The 16,983-nt window shown below is 41.2% G+C and carries 15 protein-coding genes; 11 read left to right on the top strand and 4 right to left on the bottom strand.

From position 1 onward, the window contains the following. Positions 1-169 precede the first annotated feature (169 nt). The 6 genes from ygaE (at position 170) to ybbB (ending at position 5,354) form a co-directional block, all read left to right on the top strand. Positions 170-853 carry a GntR family transcriptional regulator gene (gene ygaE / locus SOI81_RS10590; RefSeq protein WP_000174668.1) on the top strand — a complete coding sequence of 228 codons (684 nt, stop codon included), beginning with the start codon at positions 170-172 and terminating at the stop codon, positions 851-853. A gap of 178 nt (positions 854-1,031) precedes the next feature. Then, on the top strand, positions 1,032-1,964 hold the full coding sequence (locus SOI81_RS10585; RefSeq protein ID WP_320540682.1) for a 4-hydroxyproline epimerase: 933 nt from the start codon (positions 1,032-1,034) through the stop codon (positions 1,962-1,964). Beyond that, the gene (gene ooxB, locus SOI81_RS10580) at positions 1,961-3,064 is read left to right on the top strand and encodes an FAD-dependent oxidoreductase (RefSeq protein WP_320540681.1); all 1,104 of its coding nucleotides are present in this window, start codon (positions 1,961-1,963) and stop codon (positions 3,062-3,064) included. The genes SOI81_RS10585 and ooxB overlap by 4 nt, the downstream gene beginning before the upstream one ends. Further along, on the top strand, positions 3,065-3,295 hold the full coding sequence (locus SOI81_RS10575) for a 2Fe-2S iron-sulfur cluster-binding protein (protein WP_239969734.1): 231 nt from the start codon (positions 3,065-3,067) through the stop codon (positions 3,293-3,295). Next, a complete protein-coding gene (ooxA, locus tag SOI81_RS10570; protein WP_320540680.1) occupies positions 3,295-4,557 on the top strand; it encodes an FAD-dependent oxidoreductase in 1,263 nt (420 codons plus the stop codon). Before SOI81_RS10575 ends, ooxA begins: the two co-directional genes overlap by 1 nt. A gap of 44 nt (positions 4,558-4,601) precedes the next feature. Further along, on the top strand, positions 4,602-5,354 hold the full coding sequence (ybbB, locus tag SOI81_RS10565; RefSeq protein ID WP_216968991.1) for an AraC family transcriptional regulator: 753 nt from the start codon (positions 4,602-4,604) through the stop codon (positions 5,352-5,354). A gap of 67 nt (positions 5,355-5,421) precedes the next feature. Here ybbB and abaF read toward each other — a convergent pair whose 3' ends face one another. From abaF to yveA, 3 genes are all read right to left on the bottom strand, one after another. After that, positions 5,422-6,711, bottom strand: a complete 1,290-nt coding sequence (gene abaF / locus SOI81_RS10560; RefSeq protein WP_061875057.1) for a fosfomycin efflux MFS transporter AbaF — start codon at positions 6,709-6,711, stop codon at positions 5,422-5,424. Between the two features lie 158 nt (positions 6,712-6,869). Next, positions 6,870-8,450: an aldehyde dehydrogenase (NADP(+)) gene (locus tag SOI81_RS10555; protein ID WP_320540679.1), complete on the bottom strand. Its 1,581-nt coding sequence runs from the start codon at positions 8,448-8,450 to the stop codon at positions 6,870-6,872. A 151-nt stretch (positions 8,451-8,601) separates the two neighbouring features. Continuing rightward, the gene (gene yveA / locus SOI81_RS10550; protein ID WP_320540678.1) at positions 8,602-10,173 is read right to left on the bottom strand and encodes an APC family permease; all 1,572 of its coding nucleotides are present in this window, start codon (positions 10,171-10,173) and stop codon (positions 8,602-8,604) included. 450 nt (positions 10,174-10,623) lie between these two features. Here yveA and sdaA point away from each other — a divergent pair, with 450 nt between their 5' ends. Next, the gene (gene sdaA / locus SOI81_RS10545) at positions 10,624-12,003 is read left to right on the top strand and encodes an L-serine ammonia-lyase (RefSeq protein ID WP_320540677.1); all 1,380 of its coding nucleotides are present in this window, start codon (positions 10,624-10,626) and stop codon (positions 12,001-12,003) included. A 44-nt stretch (positions 12,004-12,047) separates the two neighbouring features. Here the strand turns inward: sdaA and paaZ are convergent, their stop codons facing one another. Further along, on the bottom strand, positions 12,048-14,150 hold the full coding sequence (gene paaZ / locus SOI81_RS10540; protein WP_320540676.1) for a phenylacetic acid degradation bifunctional protein PaaZ: 2,103 nt from the start codon (positions 14,148-14,150) through the stop codon (positions 12,048-12,050). Between the two features lie 265 nt (positions 14,151-14,415). Between paaZ and paaA the strand changes: the two genes are divergently transcribed. From paaA to paaD, 4 genes are read left to right on the top strand one after another with little or no spacing between them, the layout of a single operon-like run. Beyond that, complete coding sequence (gene paaA, locus SOI81_RS10535) at positions 14,416-15,354, top strand: 1,2-phenylacetyl-CoA epoxidase subunit PaaA (protein ID WP_014206395.1); 939 nt, start codon at positions 14,416-14,418, stop codon at positions 15,352-15,354. Between the two features lie 32 nt (positions 15,355-15,386). Then, positions 15,387-15,677 carry a 1,2-phenylacetyl-CoA epoxidase subunit PaaB gene (gene paaB, locus SOI81_RS10530; protein WP_000389648.1) on the top strand — a complete coding sequence of 97 codons (291 nt, stop codon included), beginning with the start codon at positions 15,387-15,389 and terminating at the stop codon, positions 15,675-15,677. 12 nt (positions 15,678-15,689) lie between these two features. Next, complete coding sequence (paaC, locus tag SOI81_RS10525; RefSeq protein ID WP_320540675.1) at positions 15,690-16,445, top strand: 1,2-phenylacetyl-CoA epoxidase subunit PaaC; 756 nt, start codon at positions 15,690-15,692, stop codon at positions 16,443-16,445. 16 nt (positions 16,446-16,461) lie between these two features. Beyond that, positions 16,462-16,962 carry a 1,2-phenylacetyl-CoA epoxidase subunit PaaD gene (paaD, locus tag SOI81_RS10520; RefSeq protein WP_005303779.1) on the top strand — a complete coding sequence of 167 codons (501 nt, stop codon included), beginning with the start codon at positions 16,462-16,464 and terminating at the stop codon, positions 16,960-16,962. Positions 16,963-16,983: the final 21 nt, after the last annotated feature.

The raw sequence follows: 16,983 nt of genomic DNA, 5'->3' as shown, positions 1-16,983 counted from the left end.
TTAAAAATTATTAGCTTAAATGGATAAAGAAAATAAATTTTAGCAGCATTGAAATAAAGGTAAGCCGTGCCGGAAAAAGTGCTTGAAAAGCAATGATTTCATTATGGTGGATGAATAAAAATGATCATCCTTTTAATTTGTGTCATATTTTGAGGTTAAGAGAATATTCGTGACGCTACCATCTTTTAATGTATCAAATCTTGGTGCAATGCCTTCGGTATCTGAAGTTATTGTCAAATATATTAGAGAAGCAATTATTGCAGGGCATATTGCTGAAGGTGAGCCTATTCGTCAGGATGAAATTGCTAAACTATTCAATGTCAGCAAAATTCCAGTACGTGAAGCTTTAAAACAACTTGAAGCCGAAGGCTTAGTTGAATTTATAAAAAATCGCGGTGCAATTGTGACCCGTATTTCTGAAGAAGAATTAGCACAAATTTTTGAAGTACGAGTGATGTTGGAAACGAAGTTGATTCAACTTGCCGTGCCGAATATGACGGAAGAAACTTATAAAAAGGCAGATGAAATTTGTAATGCCTTTATCGATAACATGGATATTGGAAGCTGGACCACATTAAATTGGCAGTTACATGCATGCCTCTATGAACCAGCACAGCGGCCTTATATGCTTGGACTAATTCGTTCAATTTACGATAAAATTGAGCGCTATTTAAGATTGCAGATGAATGTTTCCGAAGGTAAATCGCGTGCAAATGATGAGCACAAAGAAATTGTGAAAGCCTGTAAAGCCAAAGATGTTGACTTAGCGGTTAAGTTAATTGAAGAGCATATTAATGGTGTTTGCCAATCACTTTATGAACATCTACCTCACCATAAAAATGTGAAAAAATAAACGCTCTATTCTTAACATTTTTATATTATTTGAATTAGGCCAATGGCCTAATTTTTTTGTCTTTATTTTAGATGAAGCAAGTTTTCACTATGCTGATTTCGTCATAGATTTATAAGAAAACGATCAAGCTTGCTGTTTTGAGATCAGTCATCCTAGAAAAAAATGTAAGGATACTTCTATGAAAACAGTAAAAATTTTGGATTCTCATACTGGTGGTGAACCAACACGCTTAGTACTTGAAGGCTTTCCTGATTTAGGCAAAGGAGACATGGAAAGCCGCCGAAAAATATTATCAGAACAATATGACCATTTCCGTAGAGCAACCATGTTAGAGCCGCGCGGTAATGATGTTTTAGTTGGAGCGTTATTGTGTAAACCAGTCAATCCCAAAGCGAGCGCGGGTGTTATTTTCTTTAACAACACGGGCTACCTAGGCATGTGTGGTCATGGCACAATTGGTTTAGTGGCTTCGTTAGCACACTTGGGAAAAATACAAGTAGGCACGCATTTAATTGAAACTCCAGTAGGTGATGTTGAAGCGACGCTTCATGAAGATCATTCGGTTAGTGTACGAAATGTGCCTGCATATCGTTATAAAAAAGCAGTCGAAGTTGACGTTGAAAAATATGGAAAAGTTACTGGTGATATTGCATGGGGTGGTAACTGGTTCTTCTTGATTAATGACCATGGTCAACGTGTCGCAAGTGATAATTTGGACCAACTTACCGAATATGCATGGACGGTTAGACAAGCCCTTACAGCAAAAGGAATAACCGGTAAAGATTGGCAAGAAATTGACCATATCGAGTTGTTTACAAGTGACACCGATGCAGACAGTAAAAATTTCGTACTGTGCCCTGGTAAGGCCTATGACCGTTCACCATGTGGAACCGGAACGAGTGCGAAAATTGCTTGCTTGGCAGCAGATGGCAAACTTGAGCCAGGAAAGTTATGGAAACAAGCCAGCATTATTGGTAGCCAATTTATTGCCTCGTATGAGCAAGCAGGGGACTATGTGATTCCAACCATTCGTGGTGAAGCTTACATGAGTGCCGAAGCAACTTTATTTATGGATGAAAATGACCCATTTGCTTGGGGTATTCAGCTATGAGAACCGATGCCATCGTCATTGGGGCAGGCATTGTAGGTGCCGCATGTGCTTATGAGTTAGCTCGGCAAGGCTTAAATGTGCAAGTTTTAGATGCTCGTATCGGTGGGGCAACAGCCGCGGGCATGGGGCATTTGGTCATTATGGATGACTTGGAAGCCGAATTAAAACTTAGTCATTGGTCAGTTCAGCTATGGCATGAATTAGGGCATGAGCTTTCGGACGAATGTGCCTATCACCAAACGCCAACTTTATGGCTGGCAAGTAGCCCAGAAGAAATGCAGATTGCTGAGGAAAAATATCAACGTCTCACTGCACAAGGCGTCCGTTGCCAACTTCGAAATGCAGATGAAATCGGTCAGCTCGAACCCCACTTAAAGCATGGTCTTTATGGTGGTTTAGAAGTTTTTGATGATGGAATTTTATATGCACCCTGTGCCGCTGAATGGTTATTAAAAAAATTTCCCCACAAGGTTCAGGTTCAACAAGCTAAAGTTATTCATATTGAAGAAAATCGGGTTCAGTTAAGTGATGGAACATGGCTAGAAGCTGCGCATATCGTTTTGGCTAATGGTATTCATGCGACAGATTTTTTTCCAGAGCTACCGATTGAACCTAAAAAAGGTCATTTGGCTATTACCGATCGTTACCCTGATTTAAATGTAAAACATACGTTGGTGGCTTTGGCTTATGCGGCCAGCACTCAAGCGACAAGTGGAATTTCGGTGGCTTGTAATATTCAGCCTAGACCGACAGGCCAGCTTTTTATTGGGTCATCTCGTCAGTTTAATACGGTTGATCCGAGTGTAGAGCCGGAAGTCTTTACTCGGGTGCTTAAAGAAGCTGCGGATTATTTTCCAGCTTTGGTTGATCTTAATGTTATTCGGGCATGGACTGGCTTTCGTGCAGCGACACCAGATGGTATTCCGGTAATTGGACGACATCCTGCATTTCAATCGGTTTATTTAGCGATAGGACATGAAGGATTAGGTGTAACCACAGCAACAGGTACAGCAAGACTTATTGCCTCACACGTATGTGGATTAACTTTTGATATAGATCCAGAACCTTTTTTACCTCATCGCTTTATAGGAGCTGCATAGATGATTCAGCTTTTTATTAACGGCCAATCGGTTTCTGTGATTGAGGGCACCAGTGTTGCTGCTGCTTTAGCACAAGTGAAGTCTTATAGCCGTTTGTCTGTCTGTGGGGAAAAACGCACTCCATTTTGTGGAATGGGAGTTTGTCAGGAATGTCGTGTCAATATTAATGGACTTAGAGTGCTTGCTTGTCAGACGCTGTGCCAGCAAGACATGAAGGTGGAAACACAATAATGGAAAAACAATACGATGTAGTGGTTGCCGGTGCTGGACCTGCGGGGTTGTCAGCTGCTATTGCAGCTGCCGAGAGTGGCGGGCGAATTTTAATATTAGATAATAACCCACAGGCGGGTGGTCAAATCTGGCGCGCTGGACCGATTTTTCCTGTACCTGAAATGGCGCAGCAAAAATATCAACAAATCAAGGCTTATCCTAATATTGAATTTATGTTTGGTGCCAAGATTGTCGCTGCACCTTTTGTAGGTCAATTACTCGTTGAGCGACCTCATGACAGCCTAAACTTGTCTTATCGTCAGCTTATATTGTGTACGGGAGCAAGAGAACTGTTTTTGCCTTTTCCTGGTTGGACCTTACCTGGTGTAACAGGGGTAGGTGGTTTGCAAGCTTTAATTAAGGCAGGCATACCAGTCAAAAATGAACGTGTTGTGATAGCGGGTTCCGGACCATTACTTTTAGCAAGTGCGGACACAGCAAAAAAAGCAGAGGCTCAGGTTCTCTATGTTGCCGAACAGGCAGCTTCATCTTCTGTTCGTAAATTTGCATTACAACTTTGGCGCTGGCCTGCGAAAATAATACAGGCCTTATCTTTACCTCATCGTTTATATCAACCTGACAGTTATGTGATTGAAGCGATTGGTCAAGAGCGTCTTGAACGAGTAAAACTAAAAACGCCGAAAGGAATCATTGAAATTGAGTGTGATCGACTCGCGTGCGGGTTTGGTTTAGTGCCGAATACTCAATTAGGCCAGTTAATGGGTTGTCAAATTAAGGACAATGCGATTGCGGTCGATGACTATCAACGTACATCACAGCCGCAGGTTTGGGCAGCAGGTGAGTGTACAGGTTTTGGCGGAAGTGAGCTGGCGATGGTTGAAGGTAGCATCGCAGGTTATGCTGCTATAGGTCAAAATGAAAAAGCTAGACAATTATTTGCTCAAAGACAGCGGTATCGTTTATTTGCAAATCTTCTTGAGAAAAGCTTCAAATTACGGACTGAGTTAAAAACGCTTGCGCGTCCAGACACTATTTTTTGTCGATGTGAAGATGTAACTTTTGATAAAGTTGCCGTGCGTAGTAGTTGGATTGATGTAAAATTACATACACGTTGTGGAATGGGAGCATGTCAGGGAAGCACATGTGCAACAGCAGCGGCCTGCCTGTTTGATTGGCAGTTGCCTAACTCTCGGCCCCCATTACTTCCTACTCGTGTAAAAAGCCTAATGGCGATGTCTACTTCTCCTTTAAATCAAAAATGAAATGTTCTAGAGTAGACAAGTTATAACTTTGTCCGCTCTAGCTCATGACTTTGGTTCAAATTCCGAAACTAACCACAACTTTGGAAGATTTCTTAAAAAATCTGGAAAGTATAGAACCATTGTTTGATGCTTTGTCTTCGGTGGTATTTTTCATCAAAAATACTGAAGCGCGCTATGTGTTCGTCAACCAAACATTAGTAAATCGTTGCGGTCTAAAAGATAAATCTGCTTTGATTGGGAAAACTTCAGAAGAGGTTTTTCCTCATTCCCTCGGAAAAATATATACATCGCAAGACTTGCAAGTTATTCGCCGCGGTAAAAAGTTAACAGAGCAATTAGAACTGCATTTATATGCAAAAAATCAGTCGGGCTGGTGTTTGACTTATAAAGAACCATTATTCGATGCGGAAGGAAACTTGGTAGGAATAGCGGGTATTTCTAATGATTTAAATGTGCCTGAAAATACACATCCTGCTTTTTACAAAATGGTTCAGGTTGAGGACTATATTAAAAAGAATTATGCCGAAACCATTACATTAGCGCATTTGACTGCAATTGCAGGTGTGTCGGTAGCTCAATTAGAACGGTATTGCAAAAAAATATACCATTTAACGCCGCGGCAAATGATTAGCAAAATTCGTCTTCAAGTCGCCACTGAATTGTTGGCCACAGATTTACCCATTACTCAAATTGGTTTGCGCTGTGGGTATACCGACCACAGTGCTTTTTGTCGTCAGTTTAAGTTGCATACAGGCATGTCACCTACCTTGTATCGAGCCTCTATCAAAAATATTTAGATAAAAAAATTGGGTTGTATAGAACAACCCAAAATGATTATTAAGCGCTTAATTTATATCTTAAAGATTAATCTTTAAAAGCCAATGACCGGCCTTTGGTTTCTTTCACAAGCAAAATCGAGACAATAGAAATCAGACTTGCGGCAACCAAATATAAAGAAATCGGAACCGAGCTATTAAACTCTTTGAGTAATGTCAGGGCAATTAATGGAGCAAGCGAACCTGCCATAATTGGCGCGACTTGATAACAAAATGAAAGCGCCGTATAGCGGATGTGAGTTGGAAATAACTCGGTCATTAATGCAGAGTAAGGCGAGTAGGTCATGGACTCAATAAATAAACCAAGCACAATTGCCAACATAATGAGCCAGTCATTGCCTGTATCCATTAAAGGAAAGCCGACAAACCCCCAAAAAGCAGTAAGTACAGCCCCAATAAGATAAATAGGTTTGCGGCCAAATATATCGCTTAAATGCCCCATAAAAGGAATAATAAAGAAATGGATCAGATGAGCGCCAAACATGAGCAGTAAAATTTGTGAAGTATCTTTATGAACGACTAACTTTAAATAACTGATCGAAAAAGTAACCACCATATAGTACAAAATGTTTTCTGCGAATCTGGCACCGATACCTGCAATAACAGATTTCTTATGATATTTTAAAACCTCAATAATCCCGAGCTGTTGCTTTTCAAGAAGCTGTTGTTTGGCCTGAGCTTCTTTAAATACTTCGGCATCGTCTACATTTTTTCGAATCCATAAACCAATCAGTACAACGACTGCTGAGAACCAGAATGCACAGCGCCATCCCCAATCTAGGAATTGTTCGGGTGAGAGGTTTTTTGAAAGTAACAATAAAACCAGTGTTGCCACTAAATTCCCGAGCGGTACGCCAGTTTGTGGCCAGCTTGCCCAATAACCTCTGCGATCATCTGGACTGTGCTCTGAAACCAAAATGACTGCGCCGCCCCATTCGCCGCCAAAAGCAAAGCCTTGAATTAAACGCAGTATTACTAGGAGTGTAGGAGCCCAATAGCCAATTTGATGAAAGGTCGGAATACAGCCCATTAAAAAAGTAGTGATACCAACAATAATCAGGCTAATTTGCAATAATTTCTTGCGTCCAATTTTATCGCCGTAATGGCCAAACACGAGGCCGCCAATAGGTCGTGCTAAAAAGCCAACAGCATACAGGGCAAAGGCCGCCAAAATACCATCTATAGCATTGCCCGTTTGTTGAAAGAAAAGTTCGCCAAAGACAAGGGCAGAAGCAGTTCCATATAGGAAAAATTCATACCATTCAGCTACGGAGCCGACCATAGAGGCCGCTACTACCTTTTTTAATGTTGTCGTCATATACCAATATCCTTATTTAAAAATATGTTACGCATTAATTTAATGGAGCATCTTGCTATTCATTTTTTGCACTTTTTTATTTAAATAATGTGCGATTACGCTGGAGGCTTTGAACTAAAAAAAGGAGTTCATCTCTTAGATAAACTCCTTTAAAAATATTAAAGAGCAGCTTTACTCATTTCACCATTGACTAAGCGCGCAATACCAAGCGGATTGGCATTTTGAAGGGCGAGTGGCAATAACTGATCTGGATAGTTTTGATAACATACTGGTCGTAAATAACGCTCGATTGCTAAGGTTCCTACCGATGTACCGCGTGCATCTGAAGTTGCAGGATAAGGCCCGCCGTGTACCATGGCATCACAGACTTCAACGCCTGTTGGGTAGCCGTTTAGAAGTAAACGTCCTACTTTTTCTTCAAGTAACGGAATAAGGGTCGCGAATTTTTCAAAGTCTTGCGGTTCGGCAATTAATGATGCTGTAAGTTGACCACGTAGGCCATTTAAAGCTAGAGTGAGCTGCTCTGCGGATTCAACCTCAATTACAATCGTCGTTGGGCCGAATACTTCTTCTTGCAGTAATTCATCATGCTCTAGTAAAAGAGATACATCGGCTTTAAAGAGCTGAGGATAGGCTTGATGACCTTGCTGCGGTTGGCCCGCTAAATGCTCTATTTTGTCATGTGCGAGTAATTCTTTCAGGCCATGCTCGTAGCTTCTTAAAGTACCTTTGTTAAGCATGGTTTGTGACGGTTGCTGGGCCATTGCAGCCGTAAACTGAGCCATAAATTCGCTGAACTCAGGTGATTTAATTCCAATAATTAAACCCGGATTGGTACAAAACTGACCGCAGCCTAAAACCACTGAACCACTAAGTTCGTTTGCGATTTTGTCACCACGCACTTTCAGAGCTTCGGGTAATAAAACCATTGGGTTAATGCTAGACATTTCAGCAAAAACTGGAATGGGTTCAGGACGTGCAGCAGTTAGATCGCACAGAGCGCGGCCACCTTTAAGTGAACCTGTAAATCCAACGGCTTTAATTGCTGGATGTTTTACGAGTGGTTCACCGACACCTTGACCATAAATCATGCTAAAGATGCCTTTTGGCATAGCGCATTTCTCAATCGCACTACAAATGGCGTTTGCAATTGATTCGGCCGTTGCCATGTGACCGCTATGAGCCTTCACAATAACTGGACATCCAGCCGCAAGTGCTGAAGCGGTATCGCCACCCGCAGTAGAAAAGGCGAGAGGGAAGTTACTTGCACCAAATACGGCAACTGGTCCAACACCGATTTTATATTGGCGTAAATCTGGACGTGGAAGTGGTTGACGTTCAGGTAAAGCCAAATCAATACGCGCACCTAAATAGTCGCCACGGCGTAATACTTGAGCAAACAGACGTAATTGACCTGTAGTCCGCGCACGTTCACCGCGAATACGCGCTTCTGGTAAGGCAGTTTCTTGACAGACTGTTGCAATAAACTGGTCATCAAGCGCATCAATTTCACTGGCAATTGTTTCTAGAAAAACAGCGCGTTGTTCTGGCGTAGTTTGTCTAAAAACCGGATAAGCCAATGCGGCTGCTTGAGCGGCCTGATCAATTTCTTCAGGAGTTGCTTGAGCAAACTGATAAGGTAATGCTTCATCTGTTGCAGCATCGTAGCTTGAGACAAACTTATTGCCTGCACTTGAACGTTGACCTGCAATAAAATTTTGACCAGTAATATTTGACATTATCAACCTCACTTTAGAGTAAACGTCAAAAGTGCTTCTTCTGACGTTGGAGAGTTATCAAAGCGAAGGTTTTACATTTGAAATATTGTATTTTGTATACGGTATTAATCAAAAGAAAACCTTAACTTATATGTGTTTAAGCAAGCAATTGCTAAGCTTCATCGTCATTTTTAATCAGTGCTTTTGGTAAACCTGAGCGTATACCCCAGTAGTAACAACCAAGAGAAATCACCATCACTAATAATGTGTCGAATGGCGCTGCCAATAGGTGTGATGCGCCATCACCGAAGCTGCCAAGATAAGAAGCAATAATCATTAGAATGTAGTAAACAAGGAGCCACGCTGAGGACTTTAATTGTTGAGCTAGGCTGACTTCTTGGGTTGGCACATAGCGTTTAAAAATAACGTAGAGTGCAAACAATACGATTTGTGCGCTTAATAACCATGAAATCACATTCCAGCCAGACCAATAGACAATAAAAGATGCAATGACAAAAGCGAGTGGGCCGAGAACGGTAAAGCCTTTTACATAGAATGGACGTTCTAGCTCAGGAGCATTACGACGTAAAGCACCGACTGTGACAGGAGCTAGGGCATAACTTAAAACTAAAGCTGCCGAAACCACAGAAATTAATTTATCCCAAGATGGAAACGGCATAGTCCAAAATACAGAAAGTGCAAATGTTAACCATAAGGCATAACGTGGAATGCCTGATTTTGGATCTACACGTGTAAAAATACGGAAGAATGTATTACTGTTCGACCATGCATAAATGACACGTGGAGTTGCAGCCATATAGATGTTGCCGCAGCCAGACGGAGAAATAATGGCATCTGAAACAACTAACAGAGCTAACCATCCCAAACCTAATAACATGGCAATGTCGCGGTAAGGTAATGGGAATTTGTCACTGAGTCCTGACCAACCATTTGCTAACATATCGGTGGGTACTGCACCCAAGAAAGCAACTTGAAGCACTACATAAATAATCGTTGCCAAAACGACAGATAAGATGAGCGCAAAAGGAATCGTAAATTGAGGACGCTTTACTTCACTTGCCACCGAAATAATTGGCGTTAAACCTAAATACGCAAAAATAATACCACCAGCAGATACGGCACCTTGTACGCCGTGAGCACCCATTGGGGCAAACTCGGTCATTGAAAAGTTTGCAGGTTTAAAATGGTATAGAAGTGCGACCATTACTAAAACTGGTACAGCAAATTTCAATGCACTGATGAGGTTGTTGGCAATTGCAAAGGTTTTTACGCTGTAATAGTTCAATGCAAAAAATACGCATAAAAGCGCAAACTGAAATAACCATCCAATGGTAGTTGGAGACCGGACACCATCATTGACGGCTGTAAGCGAGGGGAACCATGCTGCTGCATATTCACGAGCAGCGACGACTTCAATTGCAATTAAACTTGAAAAGGCAATGACGGTCACAGAACCCAGTAAGTATCCTTGTAAAGGGCCATGTGAAAATACGGGATAACGGATAATACCGCCTGCTCGTGGTAAGGCTGCACCTAACTCACAATAAATAATTCCCAGAATTAAAACGGCAAAGCCGCCAATAATCCATGACAATATACCCGCAGGGCCGGCTTGAGAGGCCACATGACTTGCTGAAAATAACCATCCTGAACCGAAAATGGCGCCTAAGCCAATGAATGTAAGATCCATTAGAGATAACTGTTTTTTAAACTGACTTGTCATTACGTTTTCCTTAACGACAGAACTATTGTTCTTTCATATATCGTATACGATATATGGTTATTGGTAAATAGGGGAATTTTTATTCTATTTGTTGGCAGAGAATGATCTGAATATTATATAAATTGTTGTTTTTAATTAGTTTTAAATAATTTACTTTTCAAGTATATAGTTTAAAAACCAAATATTTTTTATAAAAAATTAGGAACACTACGCTATTTCTTTCGCTTAAAAGAACAATTTTTAAATATTTATTGAGTAAGTTACCATTTAAATTAATGGAAAATTCCATTTTTTTTTAAATATTGAATTAGAAGTTGATTGCGTTGTTTTTAGGCTATGAGCCATTTATTTTCAGTGCTTTATAGTCGGCTTAATGATAATTTTAGAACTATCCGAAAGGACACAATAATGACGAACATACGAATAATAATGAATCGAAGGTAGGACCACGTGTTTATTAGTGTATTTGATCTTTTTAAAATTGGCATCGGCCCATCTAGCTCCCATACAGTTGGACCAATGCGAGCGGCATACAGTTTTGTGGATGATTTATTGAAGCAAAACGATTTACAAGCAACGGTAAGAGTTCAGGTGAAGTTATACGGTTCGCTGTCGGCAACCGGTGTTGGTCATGCGACAGACAAGGCAGTACTGTTAGGCTTAATGGGCTTTGACCCTGAACATATTGATACTCAAGTAAGTACAAGCTTGATTGAAGATGTACTTGAAAATAAAGCCATCCAGCTTAATCAGCAAAAGAGTATTTCTTTTGACTATAAGCATGATGTGCTTTTTTTAGATGAATCTTTGCCTTATCACCCTAATGCAATGGAATTGATTGCGTATAACGAGGCTCAAGAAATTTTATATGCAGAAACTTACTATTCGGTTGGTGGTGGCTTTATTGTTAGCCAAAGACAATTAGCAGACACCCAAACTGAAACCAACGACGTTAAGGTTCCATATCCGTTTCATAGCGCGGCTGAACTTTTAAGCTTATGTAAAACTCATCATTTATCAGTGAGCGAGTTAATGCTTGAAAATGAGAAAAGCTGGCGTAGTGAAACTGAGATTCGTAGCAAGATTATGGAAATCTGGAAAGTGATGCAGCAGTGCATTCACAACGGATTAATTAATGAAGGCATATTACCGGGTGGGTTAAACGTAAAGCGTCGGGCCAAGAAAATTCATGATAAGTTATTAAATAAGAAAAACTCAAACCTGATTGTGACAACTTTTCATGCCATGGAATGGGTTAATTTATTTGCTTTAGCCGTCAATGAAGAAAATGCCGCTGGCGGCCGAGTAGTAACAGCCCCTACAAATGGTGCGGCAGGGATTATTCCGGCAGTTTTATATTACTACGTGACTTTCTCTAAAGACTTTTCCGAAGATAAAGTGGTTCGTTTCTTTTTAAGTGCAGCAGCCGTTGGCATTTTATGTAAACTCAATGCTTCTATTTCTGGTGCAGAAGTAGGGTGTCAGGGCGAAGTCGGCTCGGCGTGTGCGATGGCTTCGGCAGGTTTAGCCGAAATTTTAGGTGCCTCACCTGAGCAAGTGGAACATGCGGCTGAAATTGGGCTTGAACATAATTTAGGTTTAACGTGTGACCCGATTGGTGGTTTGGTTCAGGTGCCTTGCATTGAACGAAATGCAATTGCAGCCGTAAAAGCTATTAATGCAGCACAAATGGCACTTCATGATGACGATGAACATTTTGTCACGCTAGATAAAGTGATTCAGACCATGAAGGAAACAGGCAAAGATATGTCTGAGAAATATAAAGAGACTTCAAAAGGTGGCCTCGCTGTTAACGCAATTGAGTGCTAAAAAAAAAGAGATGGGGACGAGGTGACCCCATCTCTTTTTAAACATTAAGCTTCGCGAGCAACTAAGGTTAAAATGTCGTAAGTTGCGACAAGTTCCCCACGTTGGTTCTTGACTTTAATATCCCACACGACAACGCCATGTGCAGGCTGAGACGGATCTTTTTGTGGTTTAGGTGTTTTTTGTTTACAGGTGAGTTCAACCTGAATGGAGTCACCGATTTTAACCGGTTCAACAAAGCGTAAGTTGTCCATACCATAATTGGCAATCACAGGGCCTTGTGCTGCATCGACAAATAGACCTGCTGCGGCAGACACAATGAAGTAGCCGTGTGCCACACGCTCACCAAAGAAAGACTCGGCCGCTGCGATTTTGTCGGTATGTGCGTAGAAGTAGTCACCGCTTAAACAAGCGAAATTGACAATATCAGCTTCAGTCACTGTACGACGTGCTGTTAATAGGCGTTCACCAATTACTAACTCATCAAAAGACTTTTTAAATGGATGTACGCGGTCTTCGTTAACTTTCGAGCCGGCAGTCCATGAGTGGGTAATTTGAGTCAGGCTATTTGGGGAACCTTGAATTGCTGTGCGCTGCATGTAGTGTTTAACGGCACGAATACCACCTAACTCTTCACCGCCACCTGCACGACCAGGACCGCCGTGTACTAAATGTGGGAGCGGTGAACCATGGCCTGTACTTTCTTTTGCAGATTCTGCATCGAGTACATGCACACGGCCATGCCAAGGTGCAATTTTTTGAATAATCTGCTCAATATTCTCATCGTTATTTTTAACGACAGAAGCCACTAGGCTACCTTCACCACGTGAAACAAGATCGCTAAGCTCTTCAATGTTTTGATATGGCATGAGTGTACATACCGGACCGAAAGCTTCCGTGGTATGAACATTCGTCGCTTGTAAAGGCTGTTCGCACACCAATAAAGTTGGAGCGAAAAAAGCACCTTTTTCAGGATGGTCTGCATTAAACGTAAAGGTCTCGTTGCCACCAAAAACAATTTTTGCATCTTTGCTGAGTTCAGCAACTTTTTCTGCAACGTCATGTTTTTGTTTAATGCTGGCTAAAGCACCCATGGTGGTTTCTTCTTTTTGAGGGTCACCCACCACAACTTTAGCAAGTTTGGCAGTGAGCTTCTCTTGTACAGTTGCTAATAAATTTTCAGGAACGAAAGCACGACGAATTGCAGTACATTTTTGGCCTGCTTTTGTCGTCATCTCATGGAAGACTTCACGCACAAATAAATCGACAGTTTCTTCATTTGCTTCAGGGCTTAAAATTGCGCTGTTTACCGAGTCAGCTTCCATGCTAAATGGAATTGAATATTTATTGAGGTGAGGGTGGTTACGTAGTTTTTGACCTGTGTAGGCGGAACCTGTAAAAGTCACGCAGTCTTGTGGGCCTAACTGTTCTAACAAGTCATAAGTCTGACCGCAAATGAGTTGTAGCGAGCCTTTTGGTAATACATGTGCTTCTTCAATGGCTTTTACAACCGCTTGAGTTAATTGAGCACCATCGGTTGCAGGTTTAACAATACATGGCACACCTGCAAGTAGCGTCGGAGCGATCTTTTCAAGCATTCCCCAAATTGGGAAGTTAAAAGCATTAATGTGAACGGCCACACCCGCTTTAGGACTTAAAATGTGTTTAGCACCGAAAGTTCCATTTTTAGATAGTTGAATCCAACTGTCTTCGGTAATAATTTTTTCGTCATTAAGTTCACGGCGAACCAAACTTGAATAAGCAAATAATGTCTGGATGCCACCTTCAATATCAATCCATGCATCTTTACGAGTTGCACCTGTTGCATAAGCAAGTTTGTAAAACTCTTCCTTACGTTCCAGTAAATATTGGGCAATTTGTTTTAAAGCATTAGCGCGTTGATGAAACGTCCAGTTAGCCAGTTCTGAACCATTTTGTTTGGCATATTGAACAACACGTTTCATATCAATGCCATGACTACTTACGGCATAAATCGGTTCACCCGTAATGGCATGGTAAACAGGACGTAGTTCTTCGCCCGTCGAATGCCATGTTCCATAGACATAAGAAGCAAGGTGAGGCAGTTGATACTCAGACTGCTGAAAATCTGTGTCAGTTGAGGTTCCTTCTAGGTGTGCTTGTTCAAGCATGACCAAACTCCTTTTTTATGTGATACATCAATTATAAAAAATGCAAAAATATGATTCATAATTTCAGATTAATTTGTCAAAAAGTCAACTTTATTTTGATTTGTAAAAGTAAAAAGGTTTTTTACAATTGATTTAAATCTAGTAATTTCAAATATTTAATTTCAAATTATTGGTTGTATTTAATTTGATACTAAAAAAGTGATTGACTTTGTTTTTGGTGTATCGAAAAATAGATTTAAGGGTGATGCCTACAGGGAATGAAAGAATGGAAAACAACTACCAGAAATTTGAACAAAATATTGCCAATGAAATTACGATCGAGGCTAAGGATCAAATGCCTGATGCCTATCGCAAAACATTGATTCGTCAAATCGGGCAACATGGCCATTCTGAAATTGTAGGTATGTTGCCTGAAGGGAACTGGATTACTCGTGCGCCAACTTTAAAACGTAAAGCAGTTTTATTGGCGAAAGTACAAGATGAAGCGGGTCATGGTTTGTATTTGTATAGCGCAGCAGAAACTTTAGGCGCTGACCGTGATGACATGATGGAAAAATTGATTGATGGGAAAATGAAATACTCATCAATCTTTAACTACCCAACTTTGACTTGGGCAGATGTTGCTGCAATTGGCTGGCTTGTCGATGGGGCAGCCATTGTGAACCAAGTTGCACTTTGCCGTACCTCTTACGGGCCATATGCACGTGCAATGGTACGTATTTGTAAAGAAGAAAGTTTCCACCAACGCCAAGGTTTTGAAGCCATGATGGCTTTGGCAAACGGTACACCGGAACAAAAGCAGATGGCACAAGATGCAGTAAATCGCTACTGGTGGCCAGCACTCATGATGTTTGGCCCAAGTGATGAGCATTCTCCAAACAGCGCACAAAGCATGGCGTGGAAAATCAAACGTTTTAGTAACGATGAATTACGTCAAAAGTTCGTTGATAACACTGTGCCACAAGTGTTGCAGCTTGGCTTAGAAGTGCCGGACCCAGATTTAAAGTTCAATGAAGAAACAGGCCACTATGAGTTTGGCGAGATTGACTGGCACGAATTTAATGAAGTGATTGCCGGACGTGGACCATGTAATCACGAGCGTATCGAAGCACGCCGTAAAGCATGGGAAAACGGCAAATGGGTTCGTGATGCAGCAGTGGTCTACGCGAAAAAGCAGCAGCTTGAAGCAAACAAAGTGGCTTAACAAGATTTATGGAAAAATTTGAGGAAATCAAAATGGAAGATAAAAACAACTGGTCGCTCTACGAAGTATTTGTACGTAGTAAACAAGGCTTAAGCCACCGTCATGTAGGCAGCTTAAGAGCACCTGATGATGAAATCGCACTGCAACATGCTCGTGATGTTTATACACGCCGTAATGAAGGAATTAGCATTTGGGTAGTTCGTTCTGAACTGATTAAATCATCACAGCCAGATGAAAAAGCTGAATTTTTCGATCCTTCTTTAGACAAGGTTTATCGTCACCCGACTTTTTACCATATCCCAGATGGCATTGAGCACATGTAAGGGGAATGGCAAATGAATCATTCAGTTTTATCTAAATTCTTATTACATATTGGCGACAGTCAACTGGTTTTATCTCAGCGTTTGGCTGAATGGTGCGGGCATGCACCTGAGCTAGAAATTGATATTGCCTTAGCAAATATCGGCTTGGACTTGTTGGGTCAGGCAAGAAACTTTCTGACTTTGGCTGGTCAATATGATGAAGCTCAACGTGATGAAGACCAACTTGCGTATTTCCGTATAGAACGTGAGTTTTTAAACCTCTTGTTGTGTGAACAGCCGAATGGTGACTTTGCACAAACGATCGTACGCCAGTGGTTGATGGATCATTATCATCTTCATTTATTTACTGCTTTAACGCAGAGTTCACTTCCTGAATTAAGCGCGCTTGCTGTGAAATCTTTAAAAGAAGTGAAGTATCACATCCGCTTTTCGACAAGCTGGATGGAGCGTTTAAGTTTAAGCACAGATGAAGCGCATCAACGTGTACAAGACGGTTTAAATAATTTATGGCGCTTTACCGCTGAGTTATTTGAACTGAGTGCAGACGAACAAGCATTAGTTGCAGAAGGTGTGATTCCAGATTTTTCAAATGAAAAAGAACAATGGAACCAAATCATTGCAGATGAGCTTAAGCGTTTTGAATTAAATGTTGCTGTGAACGATGCTTATCGCCGTGGTGCGAAACAAGGATTGCATACCGAGCATTTGGGTTATTTGTTGGCTGAAATGCAATGTATTCAAAGAACTTATCCGGGAATGACCTGGTAAGACAAGGAGGTGAGCCATGCAAATGATTCGTCATTGCATCGACCAATGTTGGGATGTTCTACAAACGGTCAGTGACCCTGAAATTCCGGTTTTATCGGTTGTCGATTTGGGGATGATCCGTGGTGTAGAGATTAACGATCAACAAGAAATTATTGTTCGTTTAACCCCGACATATAGCGGTTGTCCAGCAACAGATATGTTGAAAGCACAAATTGCTGAAGCCTTTACCGCAGAAGCTTTGACACCAGTCAAAGTCATGGTCGATTTGTCAGAAGCATGGACCACGGACTGGATGTCTGAAGCAGGGAAAAAGAAACTGCAAGTTTATGGCATTGCACCACCTGAAGGGTTGGCGCATCAGTGTGGAACTCACGTTCATTTAAATGATGGTGTCGAGTGTCCACGTTGTAAAAGCCGACATACCCGACTGTTAACAGAGTTTAGTTCTACCGCCTGTAAAGCACTTTATAAATGTCAGGACTGTCTTGAGCCTTTTGATTACTTCAAATGTATTTAAGTCTTTAGATAAGGAAATCAG

Source organism: Acinetobacter pittii (assembly GCF_034067285.1).
GTDB classification, from domain to species: domain Bacteria; phylum Pseudomonadota; class Gammaproteobacteria; order Pseudomonadales; family Moraxellaceae; genus Acinetobacter; species Acinetobacter pittii_E.
The sequence above is the reverse complement of the archived record's forward strand: the minus strand, read 5'-3'. Positions and strand labels throughout refer to the sequence as shown.

Excerpts from the sequence above, each read along its gene's own strand:
- paaZ (WP_320540676.1), bottom strand. The coding sequence starts at position 14,150 with ATGCTTGAACAAGCACACCTAGAAGGAACCTCAACTGACACAGATTTT.
- paaB (WP_000389648.1), top strand. The coding sequence starts at position 15,387 with ATGGAAGATAAAAACAACTGGTCGCTCTACGAAGTATTTGTACGTAGT.
- yveA (WP_320540678.1), bottom strand. The coding sequence starts at position 10,173 with ATGACAAGTCAGTTTAAAAAACAGTTATCTCTAATGGATCTTACATTC.
- paaA (WP_014206395.1), top strand. The coding sequence starts at position 14,416 with ATGGAAAACAACTACCAGAAATTTGAACAAAATATTGCCAATGAAATT.
- ooxA (WP_320540680.1), top strand. The coding sequence starts at position 3,295 with ATGGAAAAACAATACGATGTAGTGGTTGCCGGTGCTGGACCTGCGGGG.
- ooxB (WP_320540681.1), top strand. The coding sequence starts at position 1,961 with ATGAGAACCGATGCCATCGTCATTGGGGCAGGCATTGTAGGTGCCGCA.
- abaF (WP_061875057.1), bottom strand. The coding sequence starts at position 6,711 with ATGACGACAACATTAAAAAAGGTAGTAGCGGCCTCTATGGTCGGCTCC.
- SOI81_RS10575 (WP_239969734.1), top strand. The coding sequence starts at position 3,065 with ATGATTCAGCTTTTTATTAACGGCCAATCGGTTTCTGTGATTGAGGGC.
- SOI81_RS10555 (WP_320540679.1), bottom strand. The coding sequence starts at position 8,450 with ATGTCAAATATTACTGGTCAAAATTTTATTGCAGGTCAACGTTCAAGT.
- paaD (WP_005303779.1), top strand. The coding sequence starts at position 16,462 with ATGCAAATGATTCGTCATTGCATCGACCAATGTTGGGATGTTCTACAA.
- ybbB (WP_216968991.1), top strand. The coding sequence starts at position 4,602 with ATGACTTTGGTTCAAATTCCGAAACTAACCACAACTTTGGAAGATTTC.
- SOI81_RS10585 (WP_320540682.1), top strand. The coding sequence starts at position 1,032 with ATGAAAACAGTAAAAATTTTGGATTCTCATACTGGTGGTGAACCAACA.
- paaC (WP_320540675.1), top strand. The coding sequence starts at position 15,690 with ATGAATCATTCAGTTTTATCTAAATTCTTATTACATATTGGCGACAGT.